The sequence below is a fragment of the Mycobacterium sp. IDUB_39 genome (assembly GCF_055419205.1).
This window is the reverse complement of sequence record NZ_JBVAXF010000002.1, coordinates 469,451-492,637: the sequence shown is the minus strand read 5'-3', so window position 1 is coordinate 492,637 and position 23,187 is coordinate 469,451. Positions and strand designations below refer to the sequence as shown.

The window sequence follows — 23,187 nt, the reverse complement described above, 5'->3', positions numbered from 1 at the left end:
GCGCCGACGCCGCTGTTGGTGGCACACTCGATCTGTGCTCGATCTGCAGGGACGGTTTTTTTATGGACACCGGCAACCGGTGTCCGTGGTCTAGCTACTTCCCAGAGCCCCGCGGTCCGCTTCCGGATCCGGGGCTCGACTCTCATGTGAGACCCGAAACCGGATGAGACCACAATCCATGCGCGAAGAGAATTCGGAGTCACAAGACATGAGCGTTGAAACTGAGCCCACTCCCGACATCGACGATCTTCGTCATGAGATCGATCGCCTTGACGCCGAGATCCTGGCTGCCGTTGCCCGTCGCACCGAGGTGTCAAAGCTGATCGGCAAGGCCAGGATGGCCTCCGGCGGCACCCGTCTGGTGCACAGCAGGGAGATGAAGGTCATCGAGCGCTACAGCGAACTCGGCCCCGAGGGCAAGGACCTCGCGATGCTGCTTCTTCGGCTGGGTCGCGGTCGACTCGGCCACTGACCCTCTCCCCTGGTCAGGGTTTGCCGAACCCGGCCTCCCCGAGAACCCTCTGCCCGACCTCGCCGGTCACGTAGGAGACGAACTCTCGTGCCAGGTCAGCGTCCTTCGCGCCCTTGAGCGTTGCGATCGGATAGGTGTTGACGGCGTCGACCGCCTCCGGGAAGTCGATCGCCGTGACCTTGCCGTCCGAACCGGCGACGTCGGTGACGTAGACCAGCCCCGCATCGGCCTGCCCTGACGAGACCTTGTTGAGCACGTCGGTGACCGACGACTCCTCGCTGACCGGGTTGAGGTGCACTCCGGTGGCCTCCTCGACCTTGTCAGTCGCCGTCCCGCACGGCACCTGCGGCGCGCAGACGACGACGTTGAGGCCCTCGCGGGTGAGGTCCCGGAATGACGTGACGTTCTCCGGGTTGCCCGGCGCCACGGCGATGGTGAGGGTGTTCGAGGCGAAGTTCGCCGGATCACCCGCGAGCAGACCGGCCTGCGCCGCCTTGTCCATGTTCTTGGTGTCGGCCGACGCGAAGACGTCGGCGCTTGCCCCCTGTGTGAGCTGCGTGACGAGATCCGAGGAGCCCGCGAACGAGAACTCAACGGACGCACCGGGATTGTCGGCCTTGAACTGCTCACCGATCTCGGAGAACGACTTCTTCAGCGATGCGGCCGCGAAGACCTTGAGCGTTCCGGGTGGCGCCTCGGCGTCCGACCCGCAGCCGCTCACCAGAGCCGCTGCCAGCGTGCACGCCGCGGCCAGTCCAACGATCCTTCTCATGACTTCTCTCCCGACGTTTCGACGATGACGGTTGTCGCCTTGACGACGGCGACGGCAACGCTGCCCGGCTCGAGGCCGAGTTCACGGACGGCCTCGGTGCTCATCAGCGAGACGACGGTGAACGGCCCACACTGCATCTCCACCTGTGCCATCACCTTGTCGGTGGTGACCTTGGTGACCAGGCCGGCGAAGCGGTTGCGTGCCGAACTGCCGACGCTCAAGGGGTCCTGCGGCGCCGGGCCCGCCCTGCCGCGGATGAACTCCGAGAGCTGCGCGCCGTCGAGCACCTTGCGGCCGGCGTCGTCGTTGGTGACCGTGAGGCCTCCGTCGTCGATCCATCGCCGGACGGTGTCGTCACTAACGCCCAGCAGGTCGGCGGCCTCGCGGATCCGAATCGTCGGCACCGGCACACCCTATCCGCAAATGCGGACAAGATGCCCGTTCCTTGCCGCAGATGCGGACACCGCCGGTGTTGGCGGTGGCCCTGAGGCCTAGCTCGTCAGCGCGATGTACTTGGTGTCGAGGTACTCCTCGATACCCTCCGAGCCGCCCTCGCGCCCGAAGCCGGACTCCTTGACCCCGCCGAACGGAGCCGCCGGATCGGAGATCACACCACGGTTGACGCCGACCATGCCGGCCTCGATCGCCTCGGCGACGCGCAGCGCACGGTCCAGCGACTGGGTGTAGATGTAGGCGGCGAGCCCGTACTCGGTGTCGTTGGCCGCGGCGATGCCCTCCTCCTCGGTGTCGAAGCCGATGATCGGGGCCACCGGGCCGAACACCTCCTCCTTGAGGATGCGGGAGTCCGCCGACAGGTTGGCGAGCACGGTCGCCGGGTAGAAGTGACCGGGCCCGTCCGGCGCGACACCACCGACCGCGACGGTCGCACCGCGCGACACCGCGTCCGACACCAGATCCGCGACTGTCGCGACCTGCTTGGCGTTGATCAGCGGCCCCAGCGTCGACGAGGTGTCGAGCCCGTTGCCGAGGGTGAACTCGCGCATCCGTTTAACCAGCTTCTCGGTGAACTCCTCGCGGACGGCGTTGGCGACGTGGAACCGGTTCGACGCCGTGCACGCCTCACCGCCGTTGCGCATCTTGGCCAGGACCGCGCCGTCGACCGCGGCGTCGAGGTCGGCGTCGTCGAACACGATGAACGGTGCGTTGCCACCCAACTCCATCGACAGCCGCAGCAGCTTGTCGCTGCTCTGCTTGGCAAGGGCCTTGCCCACGCCGGTCGAGCCGGTGAACGTCAACTTGCGCAACCGGCCGTCGTCGATCAGCGCGGTGGTCAGGTCACCCGGCTTGGCCGTCGGCAGGACCGACAGCACACCCTTGGGCAGACCCGCCTCGTCCATGAGCTTGGCGAGCAGCAGCATCGTCAACGGGGTTTCCTGCGCGGGTTTGATGATCATCGTGCAACCCGCGGCCATCGCGGGACCGATCTTGCGGGTGCCCATCGCCAGCGGGAAGTTCCACGGCGTGATCGCCAGACACGGGCCGACGGCCTGCTTGGTCACGATGATGCGTCCCGTGCCCGCGGGGCTGCGGGTGTAGCGACCGTCGATGCGGACGGCCTCTTCGGCGAACCAGCGGAAGAACTCGGCGCCGTACTTCACCTCGCCCATACTCTCGGCGAGCACCTTGCCCATCTCGAGAGTCATCAGCGTCGCGAATTCCTCGGCGCGCGCGGTGATCGCCTCGAACACCGAACGCAGGATCTCGCCACGTTCACGCGGCGGCGTCGCGGCCCACTCCTTCTGCACGCCGGCGGCGGCGTCGAGTGCGGCGATGCCGTCCTCGGCGGTGGCACTGGCGATCGAGATCAGCACCTCGTCGGTGGCGGGGTTCAACACGTCCAAGGTCGACGACCCGGCGCGTTCCTCACCACCGATCCAGAGCCCAGTGGGGACAGATGACAGGAGCTTGGCGGTGTCCATACGTCAATCATTTACTCCTCCGAAAGGCGCTCCGCACTAGGGTCGGTGGAATGAGCGCCCCTCCTTCTCAAATTCCAGACATCACCACAACTCCCGCCTGGAACGCGTTGGTTCGGCATCACGATCAGATCGGCGCCAAGCACCTGCGGGAGTTCTTCGACGAGGATCCGTCGCGTGGCCGCGACCTCACGCTGTCGGTCGGTGACCTCTACATCGACTACAGCAAGCACCGGGTCACCCGCGAGACGCTGAAGCTGCTCGTGGACCTGGCCAGGGCCGCCGATCTGGAGGGCCGCCGCGACGCCATGTTCGCCGGCGAGCACATCAACACCTCCGAGGACCGCGCGGTCCTGCACACCGCGTTGCGCCTGCCGCGCGACGCGTCGCTGACGGTGGACGGCCAGGACATCGTCACCGACGTGCACGATGTGCTCGACGCGATGGGCGACTTCACCGACCGGCTGCGCAGCGGGCAGTGGACCGGTGCCACGGGTGAGCGCATCACCACGGTGGTGAACATCGGCATCGGCGGCTCGGATCTCGGCCCGGTGATGGTCTATGAGGCCCTGCGGCACTACGCCGACGCCGGCATCTCGGCGCGGTTCGTCTCCAACGTCGACCCGGCGGACCTGGTGGCCAAGCTCGACGGGCTCGACCCCGCGTCGACGCTGTTCGTCATCGCCTCTAAGACGTTCTCCACGCTGGAGACGTTGACGAACGCGACGGCCGCGCGCCGCTGGCTCACCGAGACGCTCGGCGACGCGGCGGTGTCCAAGCACTTCGTCGCGGTGTCCACGAACAAGCGCCTGGTCGACGACTTCGGCATCAACACCGACAACATGTTCGGCTTCTGGGACTGGGTTGGCGGACGCTACTCGGTGGACTCCGCGATCGGGCTGTCGGTGATGGCGGTGATCGGCAAGGAGCGCTTCGCCGAGTTCCTCGCCGGCTTCCACCTCGTCGATGAACACTTCCGGACCACCCCGCTCGAGGCGAATGCGCCTGCGCTGCTTGGGCTCATCGGCCTCTGGTACAACGAGTTCTTCGACGCCCAGTCCCGCGCGGTGCTGCCCTACTCGAATGACCTGTCGCGGTTCGCGGCCTATCTGCAGCAGCTGACGATGGAGTCCAACGGCAAGTCGGTACGCGCCGACGGTTCACCGGTGACGACCAATACCGGCGAGATCTATTGGGGCGAGCCGGGAACCAACGGCCAGCATGCCTTCTACCAACTGCTGCACCAGGGCACCCGGCTGATTCCCGCCGACTTCATCGGGTTCAGCCAGCCGACCGATGACCTCCCGACGGCCGACGGCACCGGCAGCATGCACGACCTCCTGATGAGCAACTTCTTCGCCCAGACCCAGGTGCTGGCGTTCGGCAAGACCGCCGCCGAGATCGCGGCCGAGGGCACACCGGCGGACGTCGTCGCACATAAGGTGATGCCCGGAAACCGGCCCACCACTTCGATTCTCGCGACGAAGTTGACGCCGTCGGTGGTGGGCCAGCTGATCGCGCTCTACGAACACCAGGTCTTCACCGAGGGTGTCATCTGGGGAATCGACTCGTTCGACCAGTGGGGCGTCGAACTGGGCAAGACCCAGGCCAAGGCGCTGCTGCCGGTGATCACCGCCGACGCCGCGCCGGCCGAGCAGTCCGACAGCTCGACCGACGCCCTGGTGCGGCACTACCGCAGCGAGCGCGGCCGGGCCAGTTAGCCGCGTCCCCGGGGCGATTTCGGCGCGCTTTCCGTCGCTGAGCGAACGAAAACGCGCCGAAATCGCTACTCGGGGTCTGGGTCGGCGCGGGTCCAGCCGAGGATCATCGCTGGGGTGCAGCCGCCGATGAGCAGCACCGTCAACGCCATCAGTCCGCCGGCGTAGGCCATGTTCGTGTCGGTGCCCTCGGTGATCACCGCGCCGAAGATCAGGTAGCCGATCGGAAGCAGCATGAGGTTCTGCGTCACGGTCAGCCCGATGGATCGGGCGCTGTTGCGTTGCGCGATCTCGAACTCATCGAGTGCGGCCTCCGGGGCGTCACTCCTTCTGCCCGAGACCATCTGCAGCACAATCCACAACGGGAAGAACACCGCGCAGGCCGGTAGCCACAGCAGCGGCGCCCACCAGATGCCGAACGCGCACATCACACCGACGACGGCCATGAACGCGAACGTCACGGCGAGCCCGACCACCAGCATTCGCGGTCGATGACGGCTCCGCCAACCCGGCAGAGCGTTGGCGTAGGTGCGTTCGTGCTTGAGGAACCGCCGGGTTCGGTAGTCCTGGTAGCGGTCGATGATGCTCGGCTCAGACTGCGTGGCCGGTGGGGTCGGCTGGTTCATGTCCATCGCTTCCTTCCGCTCGTTGCCTGCTTCCGTAGAGCTCGGCCGACAGCGGCGTGAACGCGGCGCGCGAGAAGACGGCCTCGACCGGCAGGCCGAAGACGTCGCAGATCCGGAAGGCCAGATCGAGGCTCGGATAGTGATCGCCCCGCTCCAGCGCCCCGACGGTCTGCGGGTTGACGTTGATCAGCGCCGCGAGCTGCGCCCGCGTCATCCGCCGCTCGGCGCGCAGGACGCCGATGCGGTTGTGAATGGGGAGTGTTTCCCCACGCCTCACCGGACTCATGCAACTAATTGCTGGGAAAACCCAACGCTCATGTCAACCCCTCTCGGGATTTCGGCGCGAAAACGATCGCTGAGCGAACGAAAACGCGCCGAAATCGCGGAGGGGGTTAGGCGAAGCGCTTGGTGAAGCGGGGCGGCAGCACCTTCAACACCTCCACGAGCGGCCACCACGGCCAACCCGGGACGACGGCGCGCCCCTTCTCCTTCTCGATGGCGTCGACCATGGCCTTGACGCCGGTCTCGTTGTCGACCATCAGCGCCGTCGAGTTGGCCTTCGCAGTCATCTCGGACTCGATGTAGCCCGGCTCCAGCACCGTGATCTTGATCGGGCCGGACGGGTACTCGGCGCGCAGCGATTCGCCGAGCGACGTCACGCCGGCCTTGCTCGCGGCATAGGCGGCCTTGACCCCGGGCACGCCCTTGTTGCCCAGCACCGAGGACACCAGAACCAGGTGTCCGACGCCGGCCTTCGTGAACATCTCGAGCGCCGTCTCGATCTGGACCAGCGCCGACACCAGGTTGGTCTCGATGGTGGCCTTGTTCGCCCACAACTTGCCGCCGCCGAGCTTGTAGCCCTTGCCGATTCCCGCGTTCACGATGACGCAGTCGAGACCACCGAGTTCCGTTGCAAGCTCGGCGAACACCCTGGGCACGGCCTCGTGGTCGTTGACGTCGAGCGCGGCGACGGCGACCGTGATCCGGGGATACCTGGCCAGGAGTTCGGCCTTCAACTCCTCGAGGTTCTCGGTGCGACGCGCGCACAGTGCGAGGTCACGGCCCTTGGCGGCGAACTGGCGGGCCATCCCGGCGCCCAGGCCGGAGCTGGCACCGGTGATGAGGATCTTCTGGCGAGTCACCCGTGAAGGATAACCAAGTGAGCGATGATAGATCCCCGTGAGACTCATCGCACTCCTCCCCGCCGCTGCCGCCCTCTGCGCCCTGACCGCCGCGCCTTCCGCACACGCCGACGCCACCGGTCCCCTGTATCGCCTGGTCGACACCGCGTCACAACGCCTCCTGACCGCCGACCCGGTGGCGGCGGTCAAGTGGATCGACGGCGGATCCATCGAGGACGCCGCCCGCGTCCGGCAGGTGCTCGACAACGTCGCAGCCGACGCGCACGACCGCGGCGCCGACGAGGCGTTCGTGCGGCGGGCATTCGAGAATCAAATCCACGCCACCGAGGGCATCCAGTACGTCCGATTCGGGCAGTGGAAGCTCGACCCCGCCACCGCGCCCACGAGCGCACCGAATCTGTCCGAGTCACGCTCGGCGATAGATGGTTTCAATCGCACCATGGTCTCGGAGATGACCGATCAGTGGCCTGTTCTCCGCAGCCCCGGCTGCCACGCGGCGCTCGATGACGCCCGGCACAGCGTAATCGCGGCCCGCGGTCTGGATCCGCTGTACCAGCAGGCGCTGGACTTCGCGACGCACACCTACTGCGGCTGAACGCTCTTCGCGCAAGCGCTCATCACCACTACTTGAGCAGCTTGGACATCCTGCGATCGGCGAGCACTTTACCGCCGGTCTGACACGTCGCGCAGTACTGGAAGGACTTGTCGGCGAACGAGACCTCGCGCACCGTGTCACCACACACTGGGCAGGGCAGGCCGGTGCGAGCGTGCACGCGCATCCCCGAGCGCTTCTCCCCCTTCAGCGTGGCCGCCTGCTGACCGACCGACCTCGAGACCGCATCGCTGAGCACCGAGATCATCGCGTCGTGCAGCGATCCGAGCTGGGCGTCGGTGAGCTTGCCGGCCGTCGCGAACGGCGACAGCTTGGCGACGTGCAGGATCTCGTCGCTGTAGGCGTTGCCTATACCCGCGATGACCTTCTGGTCGGTGATGACGGTCTTGATGCGACCGGTGTTGCCCTTCAGTGCCGCGGCCAGGCCCTCGGGATCCAGGCTCAGCGCGTCGGGGCCCAGCGCGGCGATCTGCGGGATCTTCATCGGGTCGTCGACCAGCCAGACCGCTAGCCGCTTCTGGGTCCCTGCCTCGGTGAGGTCGAATCCCGGGGCCTCGCCGGGTGTTCCGAGGTGAACGCGCAGGGCGATAGGCCCCTTACCCGGTTTCAGGGGTGCCGCGGCGAGCTTGTCCGACCACCGCAGCCAGCCTGCCCGCGACAGGTGTGTGATGAGGTGCAGGTCGCCGACTTGCAGTCCGAGGTACTTGGCCCAGCGGTTGGCGCCGGTCACCTCCTGACCGTGCAGTGCCGTCGTGGGTGGATCGAACGTCTTGAGCACCGACAATGCCGAGACATCGACCCTTCCGACGGTCCGGCCGACCGCATGACGCCGGAGGTGATCCGCCAGCGCCTCTACCTCGGGTAGTTCAGGCATGTCATCCAGTGTGCCGCACGGTTACACGCCGACGCTGCGTTCTGCGCTCCGGGTGAACAGCGACAGTAGCCAGCTCACGATCGACAGCACGATCGCCGCCCAGATCGCAGTCCACCAGAAGTCGTCGATGGCCAGACCCCAGTGCGTCGTGTTCTCGGTGATCCAGGAGGTGATCCACAGCATCAAAGCGTTGATGACGACGTGAATCAGGCCGAGCGTGAGGATGTAGAGCGGGATCGAGATCAACTGCACGATCGGCTTGATGACGGCGTTGACGAGGCCGAACACCACGGCGACGACGAAGATGATGCCCACCCGCTGCCACGTGCTGTCACCGCCGACGAAGTAAATCCCGTTGACGACCAGGGTGACGATCCAGAGGGCGAGACCGGTCAACGATGCCCGCAGCAGAAACTGTGCCATGGCGCTGATCTTGCCACTGCCCACGTCGATTCGGAGGTGACTCAGGCTGGACGCAGCAGGTAGGTGTCCATAATCCAGCCGTGCCGCTCGCGGGCCTGCGCACGCAGCGCGGCGATGCGGTCCCCGTCGCCGCCCACGGTGCCCGCGACGAGCAGTTCGTTGGGCGTACCGAGGTAGGCGCCCCACCAGATCCTGGTGTCCGGCGCGCATGTCAGGAACGCGCAGTCCCCGTCGAGCATGATCACCGATGCCCCCGACAGCCCCTCGTCGCGGAGCCGGCGGCCCGTCGTGATGAGCACGGGCTCACCAATATCGTTGAGCGGTATGCGATGTCGCGCCGTGAGCGCCTGTATCGCGGTGATGCCGGGGATGACGTCGTAGTCGAGGTCCACGCGCTGCGCGACGAGGTCGAGGATGCGCAGCGTGCTGTCGTACAGCGACGGGTCACCCCATGCGAGGAACGCACCGACACCACCGTCGGGCAACTCCTCTTGCATGGCTCGCGCCCACACGTCGGCGCGGGCGGCGTGCCAGTCGTTGACGGCCTGGCGGTAGTCGCCGGACTTGGCCCGAGACGGATCGGCGAGTTCGACGAAGCGATACCCGGGCTTCTCGATGAACCGTTCGCAGACCTCGCGCCGCAGGGCGACCAGGTCACCTTTCGATTCGCCCTTGTCCATCGCGAAGAACACCGCAGTGTCGTTGAGCGCCGAAATGGCCTGGGCGGTGACGTAGTCCGGGTCACCTGCGCCGATGCCGATGACATGAATGCGTCTCGTCATGGGACCATCGGTATCCAGTACCCGGGGTATTGACAACTTGGTTCGGGCGTCATTAGGTTTTGGAGCATATCTGGGCATGTCGACGGACACGTCGACCGAAGGGACGTCGGCGATGAGCGCTTGCGCGAAGAGCAGAGGGCCACGATGACACTTTCCTCTGAGGCGAGTAGACGATCGGGCGCGCCCACCCGCGAGGAGTTCTCCGAAAGGCTGCTGCGGGGATCGGTCAAGAAGTACTACGAGCCGATCGTCGACATCGACTGGGACGCGGAGCTGGAGCCCGACAAGTTCTTCCTGCCACCGAAGGTGGTGTCCCTCTACGGCACGCCGATGTGGGACGCCATGACCCGCGACGAGCAGATCGAGCTGTCCCGCCAGGAGCTCGTCAACACGCTGTCGGCCGGCATCTGGTTCGAGAACATCCTCAACCAGGCACTGCTGCGCAACCTCATCCATCAGGACCCGACGGCGAGCACATCGCACTACGCGCTGACCGAGCTGGGCGACGAGACCCGTCACATGGTGATGTTCGGCAAGGCCATCGAGAAGCTCGGGGCCAAGCCCGTGCAGCCCCGGCGCTATCAGCGGATCGCCATCAACATGCTGCCGCTGGCGTTCAAGGGATCGATGCTGTGGGTCGCCGCGCTCGTCGGCGAGGAGATCTTCGACTCGCTGCAGCGCCAGATGATGGATGACCCCGAGCTGCAGCCGATGGTGCAGCGGCTCATGCGAATTCACGTCACCGAGGAGGCCCGCCACATCCAGTTCGCCCGCGACGGTGCGCGCAGGCGCGTCCGCGATATGCCCCGGTTGAGCCGGTGGTGGGTGGCCAACATCAACGGTATCGGCGGCTACTTCTTCCGGTACCTGTTCACCAACCCCGTGCAGTACCGCCGCGTCGGACTGCCGGCCCGCAGGGCACGACGCATGGCGCGGCGCAGCAGCAACCGTCACGACGTGCAGGTCATGGGGTTCGCGCCGCTGGCCGCGTTCCTCACCGAGGTCGGGCTGATGGGTCCGATCGCGCGGCGGATGTGGCGACGTGCACGCTTCCTCCCTGGCCCGGTCACGCCGGGAACTCCCGAGGCCCTCGGGGACGAGGGCGATGAGGTCTACGACGGCGCGGCCACCCTGCGAGTCGCCGAGGAGGACCACGCGGTGCGTGTCCGCCTGACCGGTCGCCTCGATCCGATCGATGGCCAGTACCACTGGCGAGGCACCGTTTTCGGAACGCTTCCCGACGACGTGCTCAAGCGGCCCGAGGCGCTGCTGACCGCCAACGGTCGCACGGCGGCATCCCGGCTGACCGAGCGCTCATCGCAGGGCGGCTACTCCGTGACCGGTATTGGTGCGCCACCCTTCAACTGAGCGCTGCGCACGCCCATTCCGAGCAGCACCACCGCGAACACCGCGCCGACTGCGCCCGAGACGAGCAGCGGCAGCGTGCCGTCGGCGCCCCACGCGAAGCCCGCCCACAACCCGGCGGCCAGGATCGCGAAACCCGTCGCGCCCTGGAACACGCCCTGGGCGCTGGACTGCAGATCCGCACCGACCAGAGATGAGATCCACGCCTTGCTGACGCCGTCGGTGCAGCCGGTGAAAACCCCGTATGCACCGATCAACAGCCATGCGATCAGCGGATCATCGGTGAGGCCCAGACCGCCGTACCCGATCGCGAAGAACACCATTCCGATACCCAGCACCACGGGCCGCGGAAAGCGATCAGCGAGCACCCCGGCCGGATAGCTGACGAGCGCGTATACCGCGTTATACGTGACGTACGCGAGGATCACCTGGGGCACCGAGAAGCCGATCTCGTTGAGCCTCAGCAGAAGTAGCGCGTCAGGAAAGTTGACGACGCCGAACGCCACGAGCAGTGCCGTCACCCGCCAGTATCCGCCGGGCAGGTCGCGAACCCGCGAGAAGATCCCCACCCGCACAGCCGTGACGGATGCCAATTTGCTCCTCACGTCCGCGACCCGCCGCTTCTCCTTGGACAGGAACACCAGCGCAACACTCAGCACCGCGGGGACGACGGCGATCCACAGCAGCGGCGCGATCTGGTGGTCGAGAAGTTCGTAGGCCGCCAGGCCCAGAAGCGGACCGACCACCGCACCGGCGGTGTCCATCGCGCGGTGGAAGCCGAACACCCTGCCACGCGCGGAAGCGTCGATGTCGACGACCAGCATTGCATCGCGCGGCGCACCGCGAATTCCCTTGCCGAGCCGGTCGACGACACGGCCGGCGAGCACTCCGGGCCACGCCGCGAACGCCGCGACCATGACCTTGCCGAGGGCAGCCATGCCGTACCCGGTCGCGATCAACGGGCGTCGCGCGTAGCGATCCCCCAGCGGGCCGGCCGCGAGTTTCGTCAGCGATGCCGCGCCCTCGGCCGCACCCTCGATGGCGCCGACGACGGCGACGGGCGCGCCGAGCACGGTCGTGAGATAGATGGGCAGCAGCGGATAGAGCAGCTCACTGGCGGTGTCCTGCAGGAACGACACCGCAGAGAGCACGCGCACGTTCCGGGTGAGCCACGGTCTGCGGCGCGGACCATCCTGCTGGGGTCTGCGGCGCGGACCATCCTGCTGGGGCCTGCGCACGCGGCTCATCATGCCGCACCATTTGAACCTGCAAAATTAGAACGTGTTCTAGTATCGGCGTCATGCGGTTCACCTATGCGGAAGCCATGACCGACCCGAAGTACTACATCCCGCTGGCGAAGGCGGCCGACGAGGCTGGCTATCACGCCATGACCATCCCGGACAGCATCGCCTACCCGTTCGAGTCCGACTCCAAGTACCCGTACACCGAGGACGGCAATCGGGAGTTCCTGGAGGGCAAGTCGTTCATCGAGTCGTTCTCGCTCATCGGTGCACTATCGGCGGTGACCACGCGGCTGCACTTCAACATCTTCGTCCTGAAGCTGCCGATCCGCCCGCCGGCGCTGGTCGCCAAGCAGGCCGGTTCGCTGGCGGCGATGTTCGACAACCGGCTCGGCCTCGGTGTCGGCACCAGCCCGTGGCCCGAGGACTACGAGATCATGGGTGTGCCGTTCGCCAAGCGCGGCAAGCGAATGGACGAGTGCATCGATGTCATCCGGGGCCTCACCTCCGGTGAGTACTTCGAGTACAAGGGCGAGTTCTACGAGATCCCCAAGACCAAGATGACCCCTGCGCCCACCAAGCCGGTGCCGATCCTGGTCGGTGGTCACGCCGATGCCGCGCTGCGTCGCGCCGCCCGCAACGACGGCTGGATGCACGGCGGCGGCGACCCCGCGGATCTCGACCCGCTGCTCGCCAAGCTGCAGCAATTCCGTCAGGAGGAGGAGCGGATCGGGCTGGCCGAGGAGTTCGAGATCCACGTGATCTCGATCGACGGCTTCACGCTCGACGGCGTCAAGCGCCTCGAGGACAAGGGCGTCACCGACGTCATCGTCGGCTTCCGGATTCCCTACATCATGGGCGAGGACACCGAGCCGCTCGACGCCAAGATCCGCAACCTGGAGTGGTTCGCGGAGAACGTCATCGCGAAGGCGTAGGCACCCCAGCGGGCAGCATCGTGCCGGTCAGCTGCTCGGCGACCGCCCACAGCGAGGCGGGCAGGTCCACACCGCGTGAACTGCGCGGCAGGTCGAGTGTCTTGGTGGGCCCGACGAGGCCACCCATGCGGCTCGGGCCGTAGTACGCACCCTGGCGCGCCGACGGGTCGGTCGCCGCGAACAGCAGCGGCTCGGTGCCCGGCACGACATCCTGCGACGGCAGGATGGGCAGGTCGAACATCGGGTTGAACCGCTTCTTCGCGCGCCCGAGGTTGGGCCCGGTGGCCTGCAGGTTGGTGCGCGTGTAGCCCGGATGAGCAATGGTGCTCAACAGGTTCCAGTCGCGCTGCCTGGCCACTCTCGCCAGGTGCAGGCCGAGCAGCAGGTCGGCGAGCTTGGATTGCGCGTATGCCTTGACCGGGCTGTAGGACTGCGCGAACTGAAGGTCACGGAAGTTGATGCGGCCCATGTTGGCAGCCCCGCTGGACATCGTCGTCACACGCGGCGTCTCGGATGAGAGCAGAAGCGGCAGAAGCAGATTCGTCAGGGCGAACGGGCCGAGGAAGTTGCTGCCGAACTGCAGCTCAAAGCCGTCCACAGTGGTCGTGCGCTGCGGCACCGCCATCACGCCCGCATTGTTGATCAACGTGTCCAGCGGCTGACCGTCGGCCAGGATCCCGTCGGCGAAAGCGCGCACACTGGCCAGATCGGCGAGGTCGAGACGCCGCACCTCCAGTGACGCTCCGGGCACCTCCCGGCGGATCTCCTCGGCGGCGGCGTGCCCCTTCTCCTCGGTGCGTACCGCCATGACGACGTGCCCACCCGCGGCGGCGATGCGGCGTGTCGCCTCCTTGCCGGTGCCGCTGTTGGAACCGGTGATCACGAAGCGTCGAGTGGACTGGTCGGTGACCTCGTACATGCGTATTTCCCCTCGTCTCGGCCGTTTAGCGACCGCTGGTCTCTAGTGTCGCCGACGCTAACAGACCGCCGGTCGCTAGGCAAGAGACCGGCGGTAGCTTATGCTGGCCCCGTGATGTCCTTCGTCCGTGCGCATAGCCCTGAACAGCGGGAAGTACGTCGCAACGCCATCCTCGACACCGCCCGAACGATGCTCGACGAGATGCCCGTCTCGGATGTCACGCTCAACGGACTGAGCCGCCGGGCGTGTATGGCGAAGTCAAACGTGCTGCGCTACTTCGAGTCGCGCGAGGCCGTTCTGCTGGAGTTGTCCGCCGAGGCCCTCGGCGAGTGGGTGGACGCCCTGGAGGCGGACCTCGCGGTCGGATTCGACCGGTCGGATCCGGTCTCCGCGCGCGCAGTCCGGGTGGCCACTGTCATAGCGGACTCGTTGGCCGCGAGGCCCGTCCTGTGTGACCTGATGAGCGCACAGGCCTCGGTGCTCGAGCACAACATCTCGACCGATACGGTCCTGACGTACAAGCGGGCCGGCCTCGCCAATATCGAGCGCCTCGCCGGGATGGTGTCGACGCAGCTTCCCGAACTCAGCGGCGAGGATGCCCGCAAGTTCACAGCGATGGCAGCGCTGATGGCCACCGCGGCATGGACGCACTGCCACACCGCACCGGCGGTCGTGGCGGCATACGAATCGGACCCCGCGCTGCAGTTCCACAAGCTCGATTTCGACGCCACACTGCGGGAGTCGCTCGAGTTGATCCTGGCTGGCCTGCTCAGCCGGTGAGTGCGTCGACCGACCGCGCGCTGAGCACCTCGTCGAGCACCATCGCCGCGGTGCCCACCACCGCCGAGTGTCCGCCGTGCGCGGCAGGGACCACCTCGAGTTCCCGAGTGGCCATCGCGGTGGCGTTGCGGTACAGCGACTCTCGGAATCCCGCGACGAAGACCTCGTAGGCGGCCGCCAGGTCACCGGCGATGACGAGCACCGCGGGGTTGAGCAGGTTGACCGCCGCGGCGACGACCTCACCGATGTGCCTGCCGCTGTCGCGGATCATGCGCCGCGCGTCCGGGTCGCCGGCGTGAACGAGTTCGATGACGTCGCGCATGTGCCGCACGGAGCGGCCCTGCTGCTGCAGTTGATGCACCAGCGCCCACCCACCGGCGATCGCCTCGAGGCAGCCCGTGTCACCACATCTGCACGGAATGCCCTGGGCCGCAGCGATCTTGTTGTGCCCGAACTCCCCCGCGGCCTGCGCCGCGCCGCGCTGCAGCACCCCGCCGGCGATGATGCCCGCACCCAGACCGGTCGACGCCTTGAGCACCAGAAGATCGTCGAGCCCGGCCAGCTCACCGCCGCGTTCACCGAGGGCGATCGCGTTCGCGTCGTTGTCGAACAGCACCGGAACGCCCGAAAGAGCCTGCAGCTCCGCGAAGTACGGGCGTAGTTCCACGCCGTCCCATCCGCGCAGAATCGGCGAGTCACGACTGCACCCGCGTTCCCGATCGACGGGCCCGGGCATGCTGAGCCCCACCCCGTAGACGGGAACGTCGCGACGGTTCTGCAGCAGTACGTCGAGGCGCTTGACCACGTCAGGCATGAGGTCGTCGGGCCCGAGCGCAACCTCCTGGTCGATGTCCGAGGTCGCGACGATCTCACCGGCGAGGTTGCACACCGCCAGGCGTGTGCGGCTGATCCCGACCGCCACGCAGAGCACCACCCCCGCGTCGGCGTCGAACGTGAGCATGGCGGCGGGGCGACCCCCTGTCGACGCGGCGGCCTCACTCTCAGCGACCAGACCCAGATCCATCAGGGCCGCCACGCGGACCGCGATCGCGGTGCGCGACAGGCCGGTCAGCTGGCCGAGTTCTGCGCGCGTCGTATCGCGCAGCTCCCTGATGTGGGCGAACACCTCGCCGACGCCGACCATGCGGTCGATTGAAGCATGAAAAACGTAAGGAACGCCACTTTCGCCTCTGGAATACATAAGTCAGTTTGAAGAACGGCATAAGTACCTTTACCGTTGTCACGTGACCCGAGCTCTGAACCGACCGACCCGCCCGCAGTCGGTCGTCGCCCCCGACACCACCGTCCGGTGGCTGGCGGTGTTCGCGCTCGCCGTGGGCGGTTTCGGCATCGGAACCACCGAGTTCGTCGCGATGGGCCTACTACCCGATATCGCCGGGAGCCTGGGGATCACCGAGCCGACGGCGGGTCACGTCATCTCGGCCTACGCACTGGGTGTCGTCGTCGGAGCGCCGCTGATCGCCGCGCTGACCGCCCGTATGCAGCGCAGGACGCTTCTGCTCGGCCTGATGGTGATGTTCACCCTCGCCAACCTGGCCAGCGTGTTCGCCCCCACCTACGGCTCGTTGATAGCGGCGCGATTCGTCGCCGGGCTGCCGCACGGCGCGTACTTCGGCATCGCCGCGCTGGTGGCCGCGCACCTGATGGGCCCACAGAACCGGGCCAAGGCCGTCTCGCACGTGTTGGCCGGCCTCACGGTTGCCACCGTCCTTGGCGTGCCCGTGGCGTCGTGGCTCGGCCAGCACTTCGGCTGGCGCAGCGCGTTCGGGCTCGTCGTGGTGATCGGCCTGCTGACCCTGGCCGCGCTCTGGTTCTGGCTGCCGAGCATGCACTCGATGCACGTCACCAGCCCGCTCACCGAACTCGGCGCGCTCAAGCGACCGCAGGTGTTGCTGGCCCTGCTGGTCGGCATGGTCGGGTTCGGCGGAATGTTCGCGGTGTACACCTACATCGCGACCACGCTGACCGATGTCGCGGGCCTGTCACGCGGCATGATTCCGTTGGCGCTCATGATCTTCGGTGCGGGCATGGTGGTCGGCAACCTGGTCGGCGGCAAGATGGCCGACATCTCGGTGATCGGCTGGCTCTATGGCGCGATCACCGCGCTGGCCGTGGTGCTCGCGGTCTTCGTCGCCGCCGCCCACAACCCGTGGACCGCGCTGATCGGGTTGTTCTGCATCGGCGCCGTCGGCTCCTCCATCGCACCCGCGCTGCAGACCCGGTTGATGGATGTGGCCCACGATGCGCAGTCGCTGGCCGCCGCTCTGATGCACTCGGCGTTCAACTTCGCCAACGCGACGGGTGCGTGGATCGGCGGTGTGGTGATCGCTGCGGGGTACGGCTACACCGCCCCGGCCGCCGCGGGCGCGATACTCGCCGTCGCGGGCCTCGTGGTGCTGACGGTGTCGGTTCTGCTGCAGCGCTTCACCGAACGCGCCCGCTGAGTCGCGCTCAACCTTCCCGGTAGCTCCACGCACGTAATTGCTGGGCTATCTCGTCGAGGCCAGAATCCGCACCCGTGGCCACTCTGATGACGAAGTCAAAACGCTGATCCTCCGGCGCGCTGATCCACTCTCCATTGATGGCCAGGAACGTCCGACAAGCCGTCCACGCCAGCCGCTTGTTCCCGTCCACGAGTGCATGGTTACGCCCAAAAAGAGACTGGAACAGCGCGGCGGCCTTCAGGTGCAGATCTGGGTAGGCATCCTGGCCGAAGACCGAAGCGCGCGGACGCGCTTGGGCCGACTCAAGCAGTCCGTAGTCGCGAACCGCAACATCGTCCCCGACTGCATGACGAGCAACTTCCAGAAGGTCATCGAGATCCAAGTACTCGATCATGCGTCCTTGAGCCGCTCCAGAACTCCGGCCTCCTCGGCCACCACGCGCCGCAGCGCCGCGTCAACGTCGGCCTTGTGCGCCCGTCGGGCGATGTACTCATCGATGGCCGACAGCGCAACGGCCTGCATCGACCGCCCCTCGGCAGTCGCCTGGCGGCGCAACGCCTCCGCCTGTTCGTCACTGGTTCGCAGAGTCATACCCACGAACCGATGATACCTATTTGATACCACGGCGACTACTGTCGCAGGCTCCCCTGACCGCTCAGGCAGGAACAACTCCGCGCGGCAGAATCAGCGGCAGGTCGTTGTAGGTGACGATGCCCGGCGCGGCGGCCACGACGGCGGGGATGGCGTTCAGCGGCGGGGTGGCGGTCATGATGTGACCGAGCACCATGAACTCCTCCAACGTGGTGGCCTCGAAGTCGGGCGGCGGCAGGAACCCGACCTTCATCGTCACGGTCGGACGGCCCGCGATCTCGATGACCCAGCCGTCCTGCTCGATCGGCCAATTCGGTTCGAGCGTCTGCCCCTTCTTCCACAGCACGGAGATCTCGACGCGGGTCTCCCCACCCACGATGCCCTTCCAGGTGGCGTGCACGCCGGCGACACAGCCCGCCGGGATGGTCCACGAGCCCAGGTCGAGATCCTCGGTGGTCTCGGCATACTCGGCGTCGCAGCGCACCTCGTCGAGTTCGATGCCGAGCGCGTCGGCGACCATCCGAACCGCCTCGCCGAACACGCCGGTGCCGTGCGCAGTCATCGCCTGCAGGTCGGGGTGATCGATCGGCTGCCCGAATCCGACCGGCTTCTCGGTGGCCGGCGAGTCGTAGAACGTGGTGTCGGCGGCCTCGTTGACGGTGATCCTGTCGACGCGGTCGCAGATGCCCGCCGCGACGACCGACAGCTGGTTGACGTAGCCGGGGCTGATGCCGGACCCGAACATGGTCGAGCCGCCGCGGGCGCACGCGTCGGCGATCTTGTCGCGGCCGTCGCCCTGGTTGTGCCCGGTGATGAACGACGCCGTCGCCACCACGTTGATGCCTGCCTCGAGGATGCGCACCAGCTCGTCGACGTCGATCCACATCGGGTTGTAGACGACGACGTCGGGCTTGAGCGCCAGCAGCGCATCGATGTCATTGGTGGCGGCGACACCGAGCGGCTCGATACCGCACAGTTCACCGACGTCGGCGCCCACCTTGTCCGGTGACCACGCGTAGCAGCCGACGAGGTCCAGGATCGGATTCTTGGCGATCGCCGCGACTGAACTCTTTCCGACGTTTCCAGTGGTCCATTGGACGACCCGGTAGGGATCCCGCGGTGTCATCTCGCCTCGCTCTCAGTGCAGCAGTCGGTCAACAGGTGACTCATGTCTACCGCTGCCACCCCGCTCCCGAGGCGCTTTTCGCCATATTTTTCCCGAACAGGGAAAATCAGCTGGCGTGACCCCCCTCCGACGCGATCTGTTCCAGGCCAGCGATGACCAACGCCAGGTTGAACTCCAGTTGTCCGACATCGGGCACGGCGTGCGCACGGGCGGCGACGACCTGGCGCAAAACCGGAAAGTCGTTGTCGGAAGCCGCCTTCAACGCCGTCGCGACACCCGGGACGTCGGGGTGCACCGGATCGTCGGCCAACCGCAGCGCGTCACGTCCGGCGGCGTAGCCCATGTCGGTGAACAACGTCAGTGCGCGCCCCGCCGCGTCGACGTCCAGCCCGGCGTCGACCAGTGCCTGCAGGACCCGCTCGACGGGATCGAGGGTGCCCAGGCCCTGCTGCCCGGGTAGGCGGATGGACTCGGCCAGGACACCGACCTTGATGACCGCATCGCGAAACGCGTACACGTAGGACCGCACCGCCTCGCGCCAGTCGCCGCCAGCGGGAATCTCGATCCTGCGCAGCTCGGCCTCGAAGACGTCCAGGGCCACCAGTTGGCGCAGCCCCTCCCGGTCGCCCACGTGGTAGTTGAGCGCCTTGGGATCCACCCCAAGCTCCTCGGCCACCCTCTGCATCGTCAACGCTTCGCGGGGGATGCCGCGGGCGGCAGATAGAATCCGCTCACGACTGATCCGGGCTGGGCGGCCACGCGTACGCGGCCGATCGAGATCCCCCTCGTTGCTCACGGTGCTTGAGCCTAGGGCTTCTGAGCTCGTTGTACCGTCGGCAGTGAACTCGTGGCGAGGGAGAGCCAGCGCCCTGACCGCCTCTACAGCGATCCCTACGCGTCATCATTCGTTGACGCGGCCGAACGCGCCCACCTGGATCAACAGGCTCCCGACGTCGCCGCCCAGACCTGGGCAGCGCCGGCCTTGATACCCACGCATTCCGGCTGAACTGGCCTCAGCCGGTCCGCCTCTTCGAAGTCGACCTGCCAATCTCGAGAGTGACGACTGGCCAGACATGCTCGTGGCGAACGGATTTCAACCGGATGCGCCCACGCACTGGGTCGATCACGCGTTGATGACGTTGCCGACCGCGACTGCGCGCGACGGCGTCTCCGCGATCACCGAGCGTGGCCTCGGCCAGGACCCCCGCCATTGGATCGAAACCCTGGGCTGGACGACGTCATTCAAGAGTTTCGCCGAACTCGCGGCCAGCTATCCGCGTTCGGTCGAGGTCGATGCCGACAGCGGACACATCATCGCCACGCGCAACTGACGCCGACTCACCCGCCTCTGTGTGCCGTCCGCTCGTCATCGCCACCTTGCGACAGCGCATCGGAAGCCGGCTCATCGGTCTCGGCCTCATCGGTCTCGTCGGGGGCGGGGCGCTCGGATTTCAACACGGCCGGACGCAACCGATCCGGCAGCATCCACAGGACCGCCGCGAAGGCGAGGACGATCGCAATCGCACTACCTGCGACGATCACCGCCGATACCGTCGGGAAGATGTTCTCGAGAAGCATGTAGGCGCCGAAGAGGAGGAACAGCGCGGCCGCGGTGATCTGAATGAGTCGCTCGGGCAGGTGCTTGCCCGCGACCGCGCCGACGATGATGGCCAGCCCGTCGGCGACCACCATGCCCAGAGTGGAGCCGATCCAGACCCCCAACCAGTCGTTGTCCGCGGCGAGGGTGATGGTCGCCAGCATCGTCTTGTCGCCGAGTTCGGCCAGGACGAACGCCGAGGTGACTACGAAGAATGCGGGCGCGGCGGCCCGCTCGGCACGTGAGGCCTCCTCATCGGAGAGCGAGTCGCCCCGCAGGGTCCACAACCCGAAGAAGATGAACGCCGCACCGGCGATCAGGCCGAGCAGATGCGTGGGCAGTGCGGCCCCGAGGTAGTGGCCGATGGCAACCGAGAGGACGTGTACTGCAGTGGTGGCGGCGGCGATGGCAGCCAGGACGACCCACCAGCGATAACGCAACGCGAACATCATCGCCACCAGCTGGGTCTTATCGCCCATCTCGGCTACGAAGATGACAGCGAAGCTCAGCAGTAAGGCTGCTAACACCCTCGACTCCTAGGTCGGTGGCTGCCGTTCCGGGGGCTCAAGAGACGCCTCCGGCCGGCAACCGGAACGGTTGTACGGCCGAAGGTCTCGCCCACCGGCTACTGCGCCGGTCCGGGCAACCGGGCCACGACCGGCTGTTGCCGGTGGGCCAGTATGTCGACTACCCGATTGGGGGCTACTCCCCTTCGCTGACCCGAGCCTACGCAGACAAAGCCCACACATGCAACTTGTTGTGAGTGAAACCTCGTTGGTTGCAACACTTTTGGAGCACCAAAGATTGTTTTCGGGCACCCTGAAACTATTGGCAGAGCGCCCGGCATCTCGTTGCAGGCTCGCCACCTGTCGCGTGCAATGCTGCCGAATTGCCTCTGCGGACCTGGTCATCGGGCATATAACGGTTAGTGATGACGGATGTCGGGGGCATGCGTGCGGACTCGGGGTCGTCGGTTGACCGTTTCGGACCGACGGCACGGGGGCCACTGTTCCGGGATCGACACCGATGACCTGCCCGTACTGCGGTTCCGACGTGGACGCAAGCGGCATCTGTGGTCGCTGTGGACCTGCACAGACGTCGACCTCCTTGACGGGGTGGCGCTCGGACCCCACCGGGCGATATGAGGGCCGTTACTTCCTCGCCGACCATCCGACGAACCGTGTGCGCAACGGCAAGGCCGAATCGAGCGACCCGGTCGGCGGGAAGATGCTGCCGGCCTATCACGAGGTGCCGAACCCCCGGTCGAGCATTCGCTCGACGTGGTTCGCAACGGGCATAGCCACTGCGATTCTCGCCGTCGCGGCAGTGGTGACATGGGTGCTGCTGCTGCCGGACCGTTGGGCGCCACCGCCGCCCGAAACCACGTACCTTGCAGCGCTGAACGATGCCGGGCTGACCAGCCAGTTCAACTCCGATGCGAATGCCGTCGCGCATGGACGGCAGGTATGTCGCCGGCTCGAAGATGGCGAGCCGCAACAGGGGCTGCCCGCCGACAAGATAGCCGTCGACGCGTTCTGCCCGCAGTTCACCCACGGTTTTCATGTTCTCGAAACAGCGTCAGTCTCAGGGGTATTCATCCTCGCGGACAGTGCGGGCTTGAACGGTGTCGCGTCGGACGGGACATCGTGCGAGGGAGCAGACGGATACTCCGACGTCAGCGAGGGCACCGCCGTGACCGTCAAGAACGGCAAGGGCGAGTTCCTTGCCACCACTTCACTCGGGCAGGGGAAGGGGAACACCGCCGAATGCACGTTCTCCTTCAGCTTCCCGGTCACCGAAGGCCAGGACCGCTACGTCGTCTCCGTCGGACGGCGTGGCGAGTTCAGCTATACCTTCGAACAGCTTCGAGCCCGCGGCGTTCAAGTCCGCCTCGGCCACTGACGCCTATTTGAGCATGCTTCCGGCGTCCACCGTCATAGTCAGGCCAGTGATGAAGCGCGCCTCGTCTGAGGCGAGGAAGAGCACCGCGTTGCTGATGTCGACGGGCTCCACCCAGCCGATCGGAAGCACGTGCATGAACTGCGCAGCGACGGCGAGATCGTCTGGGCCCGGGTTCTCGAGGTCCGGCCGGAAAAGCCGCATCGTCCCCTCGTTCATGAACAACGGAGTGTTGACGTTCGTCGGGTGAACCGAGTTGACGCGGATCGAGTGCTGTCCGAGTTCGACTGCGAACGTGCGCATCAAGCCGACCACGCCGTGCTTTGCGGCGATGTAGTGACCGGTGTGCGGGTAGGCCTTTAGCCCGCCAACGGAACTCGTGAGGATGATCGAACCGCCCTCACCCTGAGAGATCAGGTGCGGGACAGCCGCTTTCACGGTCTTCCACACACCGGACAGGTTGACGTCGATCATGTCGGTCCAGTCCTCCTCGCTGGTGCGGTCCAGCGTCTGCCCGCCGTTGCCGATGCCCGCGTTCGCGCAGATGATGTCGAGCCGCCCCAGCTGCTCGACGCCGCCGTCGACCGCGGCCTTGACCGCGTCATAGTCGCGCACGTCCACCTCGGCGGTGACGATGCGCCGATTCAACTGCTTGACCAGATCGGCCGTCTCGACGAGGTCTTCGGGGGTCGCCGGTTCGATCTGCGTGTTGTTGCTCACCGGACCGCAGATGTCGACCGCGATGATGTCGGCGCCCTCCTCGGCGAGTCGGACCGCATGGCTGCGGCCCTGGCCGCGAGCCGCCCCGGTGATGAACGCAACCTTGCCCTCTAACCGACCGGACATGTGCCCCTCGCAATCACTCGTTTGAAATTGATCGATCGATCAGGAACCATCGCACGGGCGAACT

27 protein-coding genes and 2 pseudogenes are annotated in these 23,187 nt (G+C 66.6%); 10 read left to right on the top strand and 19 right to left on the bottom strand.

Annotation, left to right across the window (positions count from 1 at the left end):
• Positions 1 to 163 precede the first annotated feature (163 nt).
• Entirely contained in the window at positions 164 to 472 is a 309-nt protein-coding gene (locus tag ACZY0X_RS08645) for a chorismate mutase (protein WP_463769432.1), read from the top strand.
• A 13-nt stretch (positions 473 to 485) separates the two neighbouring features.
• On the opposite strand, the gene modA is transcribed toward ACZY0X_RS08645, so the two are convergent.
• The 3 genes from modA to ACZY0X_RS08630 all read right to left on the bottom strand — a co-directional run bounded on the left by modA (position 486) and on the right by ACZY0X_RS08630 (position 3,184).
• Positions 486 to 1,244 (bottom strand): molybdate ABC transporter substrate-binding protein, encoded by a 759-nt coding sequence (gene modA, locus ACZY0X_RS08640; protein ID WP_463769430.1) that lies wholly within the window; start codon positions 1,242 to 1,244, stop codon positions 486 to 488.
• Complete coding sequence (locus tag ACZY0X_RS08635) at positions 1,241 to 1,648, bottom strand: TOBE domain-containing protein (RefSeq protein WP_241403367.1); 408 nt, start codon at positions 1,646 to 1,648, stop codon at positions 1,241 to 1,243. The genes modA and ACZY0X_RS08635 overlap by 4 nt, the downstream gene beginning before the upstream one ends.
• 87 nt (positions 1,649 to 1,735) lie before the next feature.
• On the bottom strand, positions 1,736 to 3,184 hold the full coding sequence (locus ACZY0X_RS08630; RefSeq protein WP_463769429.1) for an NAD-dependent succinate-semialdehyde dehydrogenase: 1,449 nt from the start codon (positions 3,182 to 3,184) through the stop codon (positions 1,736 to 1,738).
• A gap of 50 nt (positions 3,185 to 3,234) precedes the next feature.
• On the opposite strand from ACZY0X_RS08630, the gene pgi reads away from it, so the two are divergent.
• The gene (gene pgi, locus ACZY0X_RS08625) at positions 3,235 to 4,902 is read left to right on the top strand and encodes a glucose-6-phosphate isomerase (protein ID WP_463769427.1); all 1,668 of its coding nucleotides are present in this window, start codon (positions 3,235 to 3,237) and stop codon (positions 4,900 to 4,902) included.
• Positions 4,903 to 4,967: 65 nt separating this feature from the next.
• On the opposite strand, the gene ACZY0X_RS08620 is transcribed toward pgi, so the two are convergent.
• From ACZY0X_RS08620 to ACZY0X_RS08610, 3 genes are all read right to left on the bottom strand, one after another.
• A complete protein-coding gene (locus ACZY0X_RS08620; protein ID WP_463769425.1) occupies positions 4,968 to 5,525 on the bottom strand; it encodes a hypothetical protein in 558 nt (185 codons plus the stop codon).
• Positions 5,491 to 5,811 carry a helix-turn-helix transcriptional regulator gene (locus ACZY0X_RS08615; RefSeq protein WP_463769424.1) on the bottom strand — a complete coding sequence of 107 codons (321 nt, stop codon included), beginning with the start codon at positions 5,809 to 5,811 and terminating at the stop codon, positions 5,491 to 5,493. Before ACZY0X_RS08615 ends, ACZY0X_RS08620 begins: the two co-directional genes overlap by 35 nt.
• A 106-nt stretch (positions 5,812 to 5,917) precedes the next feature.
• The gene (locus ACZY0X_RS08610; RefSeq protein ID WP_463769423.1) at positions 5,918 to 6,667 is read right to left on the bottom strand and encodes an SDR family oxidoreductase; all 750 of its coding nucleotides are present in this window, start codon (positions 6,665 to 6,667) and stop codon (positions 5,918 to 5,920) included.
• A gap of 37 nt (positions 6,668 to 6,704) precedes the next feature.
• On the opposite strand from ACZY0X_RS08610, the gene ACZY0X_RS08605 reads away from it, so the two are divergent.
• On the top strand, positions 6,705 to 7,262 hold the full coding sequence (locus tag ACZY0X_RS08605; protein ID WP_463769421.1) for a chorismate mutase: 558 nt from the start codon (positions 6,705 to 6,707) through the stop codon (positions 7,260 to 7,262).
• 28 nt (positions 7,263 to 7,290) lie between these two features.
• Here ACZY0X_RS08605 and ACZY0X_RS08600 read toward each other — a convergent pair whose 3' ends face one another.
• The 4 genes and pseudogenes from ACZY0X_RS08600 to cobF all read right to left on the bottom strand — a co-directional run bounded on the left by ACZY0X_RS08600 (position 7,291) and on the right by cobF (position 9,359).
• Entirely contained in the window at positions 7,291 to 7,764 is a 474-nt protein-coding gene (locus tag ACZY0X_RS08600) for a zinc finger domain-containing protein (RefSeq protein WP_463770571.1), read from the bottom strand.
• Between the two features lie 147 nt (positions 7,765 to 7,911).
• Positions 7,912 to 8,154 (bottom strand): annotated as a pseudogene (locus ACZY0X_RS08595) (DNA-formamidopyrimidine glycosylase family protein); the annotation flags it as partial.
• 21 nt (positions 8,155 to 8,175) lie between these two features.
• Complete coding sequence (locus tag ACZY0X_RS08590; RefSeq protein WP_241403360.1) at positions 8,176 to 8,577, bottom strand: phage holin family protein; 402 nt, start codon at positions 8,575 to 8,577, stop codon at positions 8,176 to 8,178.
• 41 nt (positions 8,578 to 8,618) lie between these two features.
• Positions 8,619 to 9,359 carry a precorrin-6A synthase (deacetylating) gene (cobF, locus tag ACZY0X_RS08585; RefSeq protein ID WP_463769420.1) on the bottom strand — a complete coding sequence of 247 codons (741 nt, stop codon included), beginning with the start codon at positions 9,357 to 9,359 and terminating at the stop codon, positions 8,619 to 8,621.
• A gap of 144 nt (positions 9,360 to 9,503) precedes the next feature.
• On the opposite strand from cobF, the gene ACZY0X_RS08580 reads away from it, so the two are divergent.
• Positions 9,504 to 10,727, top strand: a complete 1,224-nt coding sequence (locus ACZY0X_RS08580) for a diiron oxygenase (RefSeq protein ID WP_463769418.1) — start codon at positions 9,504 to 9,506, stop codon at positions 10,725 to 10,727.
• Here ACZY0X_RS08580 and ACZY0X_RS08575 read toward each other — a convergent pair.
• Positions 10,688 to 11,881 carry an MFS transporter gene (locus tag ACZY0X_RS08575; protein ID WP_463770569.1) on the bottom strand — a complete coding sequence of 398 codons (1,194 nt, stop codon included), beginning with the start codon at positions 11,879 to 11,881 and terminating at the stop codon, positions 10,688 to 10,690. The genes ACZY0X_RS08580 and ACZY0X_RS08575 overlap by 40 nt on opposite strands.
• A gap of 143 nt (positions 11,882 to 12,024) precedes the next feature.
• On the opposite strand from ACZY0X_RS08575, the gene ACZY0X_RS08570 reads away from it, so the two are divergent.
• The gene (locus ACZY0X_RS08570) at positions 12,025 to 12,900 is read left to right on the top strand and encodes an LLM class flavin-dependent oxidoreductase (RefSeq protein ID WP_463769416.1); all 876 of its coding nucleotides are present in this window, start codon (positions 12,025 to 12,027) and stop codon (positions 12,898 to 12,900) included.
• Here ACZY0X_RS08570 and ACZY0X_RS08565 read toward each other — a convergent pair.
• The gene (locus ACZY0X_RS08565; protein WP_463769414.1) at positions 12,884 to 13,819 is read right to left on the bottom strand and encodes an SDR family oxidoreductase; all 936 of its coding nucleotides are present in this window, start codon (positions 13,817 to 13,819) and stop codon (positions 12,884 to 12,886) included. The genes ACZY0X_RS08570 and ACZY0X_RS08565 overlap by 17 nt on opposite strands.
• A 114-nt stretch (positions 13,820 to 13,933) precedes the next feature.
• Between ACZY0X_RS08565 and ACZY0X_RS08560 the strand changes: the two genes are divergently transcribed.
• Positions 13,934 to 14,599, top strand: a complete 666-nt coding sequence (locus ACZY0X_RS08560) for a TetR/AcrR family transcriptional regulator (RefSeq protein ID WP_463770567.1) — start codon at positions 13,934 to 13,936, stop codon at positions 14,597 to 14,599.
• On the opposite strand, the gene ACZY0X_RS08555 is transcribed toward ACZY0X_RS08560, so the two are convergent.
• Positions 14,589 to 15,743, bottom strand: a complete 1,155-nt coding sequence (locus tag ACZY0X_RS08555; RefSeq protein WP_463769412.1) for an ROK family protein — start codon at positions 15,741 to 15,743, stop codon at positions 14,589 to 14,591. The genes ACZY0X_RS08560 and ACZY0X_RS08555 overlap by 11 nt on opposite strands.
• Positions 15,744 to 15,843: 100 nt before the next feature.
• Here ACZY0X_RS08555 and ACZY0X_RS08550 point away from each other — a divergent pair, with 100 nt between their 5' ends.
• Positions 15,844 to 17,064 carry an MFS transporter gene (locus ACZY0X_RS08550; RefSeq protein WP_463769410.1) on the top strand — a complete coding sequence of 407 codons (1,221 nt, stop codon included), beginning with the start codon at positions 15,844 to 15,846 and terminating at the stop codon, positions 17,062 to 17,064.
• A 7-nt stretch (positions 17,065 to 17,071) separates the two neighbouring features.
• Here ACZY0X_RS08550 and ACZY0X_RS08545 read toward each other — a convergent pair whose 3' ends face one another.
• From ACZY0X_RS08545 to ACZY0X_RS08530, 4 genes are all read right to left on the bottom strand, one after another.
• A complete protein-coding gene (locus ACZY0X_RS08545) occupies positions 17,072 to 17,458 on the bottom strand; it encodes a type II toxin-antitoxin system death-on-curing family toxin (RefSeq protein ID WP_463769408.1) in 387 nt (128 codons plus the stop codon).
• The gene (locus ACZY0X_RS08540; protein WP_463769406.1) at positions 17,455 to 17,661 is read right to left on the bottom strand and encodes a CopG family transcriptional regulator; all 207 of its coding nucleotides are present in this window, start codon (positions 17,659 to 17,661) and stop codon (positions 17,455 to 17,457) included. The genes ACZY0X_RS08545 and ACZY0X_RS08540 overlap by 4 nt, the downstream gene beginning before the upstream one ends.
• 58 nt (positions 17,662 to 17,719) lie before the next feature.
• Positions 17,720 to 18,781, bottom strand: coding sequence for an NAD(P)H-dependent amine dehydrogenase family protein (locus ACZY0X_RS08535; protein WP_463769404.1), 1,062 nt, complete (start codon positions 18,779 to 18,781; stop codon positions 17,720 to 17,722).
• Positions 18,782 to 18,887: 106 nt separating this feature from the next.
• The gene (locus tag ACZY0X_RS08530) at positions 18,888 to 19,577 is read right to left on the bottom strand and encodes a TetR/AcrR family transcriptional regulator (protein WP_463769402.1); all 690 of its coding nucleotides are present in this window, start codon (positions 19,575 to 19,577) and stop codon (positions 18,888 to 18,890) included.
• A gap of 170 nt (positions 19,578 to 19,747) precedes the next feature.
• On the opposite strand from ACZY0X_RS08530, the pseudogene ACZY0X_RS08525 reads away from it, so the two are divergent.
• Positions 19,748 to 19,857 (top strand): annotated as a pseudogene (locus tag ACZY0X_RS08525) (class I SAM-dependent methyltransferase); the annotation flags it as partial.
• Positions 19,858 to 19,914: 57 nt separating this feature from the next.
• A complete protein-coding gene (locus ACZY0X_RS08520; RefSeq protein ID WP_463769400.1) occupies positions 19,915 to 20,112 on the top strand; it encodes a hypothetical protein in 198 nt (65 codons plus the stop codon).
• A gap of 7 nt (positions 20,113 to 20,119) precedes the next feature.
• Here the strand turns inward: ACZY0X_RS08520 and ACZY0X_RS08515 are convergent, their stop codons facing one another.
• Entirely contained in the window at positions 20,120 to 20,905 is a 786-nt protein-coding gene (locus tag ACZY0X_RS08515) for a TMEM165/GDT1 family protein (RefSeq protein ID WP_463769398.1), read from the bottom strand.
• 499 nt (positions 20,906 to 21,404) lie between these two features.
• Between ACZY0X_RS08515 and ACZY0X_RS08510 the strand changes: the two genes are divergently transcribed.
• The gene (locus tag ACZY0X_RS08510; protein ID WP_463769396.1) at positions 21,405 to 22,280 is read left to right on the top strand and encodes a DUF732 domain-containing protein; all 876 of its coding nucleotides are present in this window, start codon (positions 21,405 to 21,407) and stop codon (positions 22,278 to 22,280) included.
• A 3-nt stretch (positions 22,281 to 22,283) separates the two neighbouring features.
• Here the strand turns inward: ACZY0X_RS08510 and ACZY0X_RS08505 are convergent, their stop codons facing one another.
• The gene (locus ACZY0X_RS08505; RefSeq protein ID WP_463769394.1) at positions 22,284 to 23,123 is read right to left on the bottom strand and encodes a mycofactocin-coupled SDR family oxidoreductase; all 840 of its coding nucleotides are present in this window, start codon (positions 23,121 to 23,123) and stop codon (positions 22,284 to 22,286) included.
• Between the last annotated feature and the right edge of the window lie 64 nt (positions 23,124 to 23,187).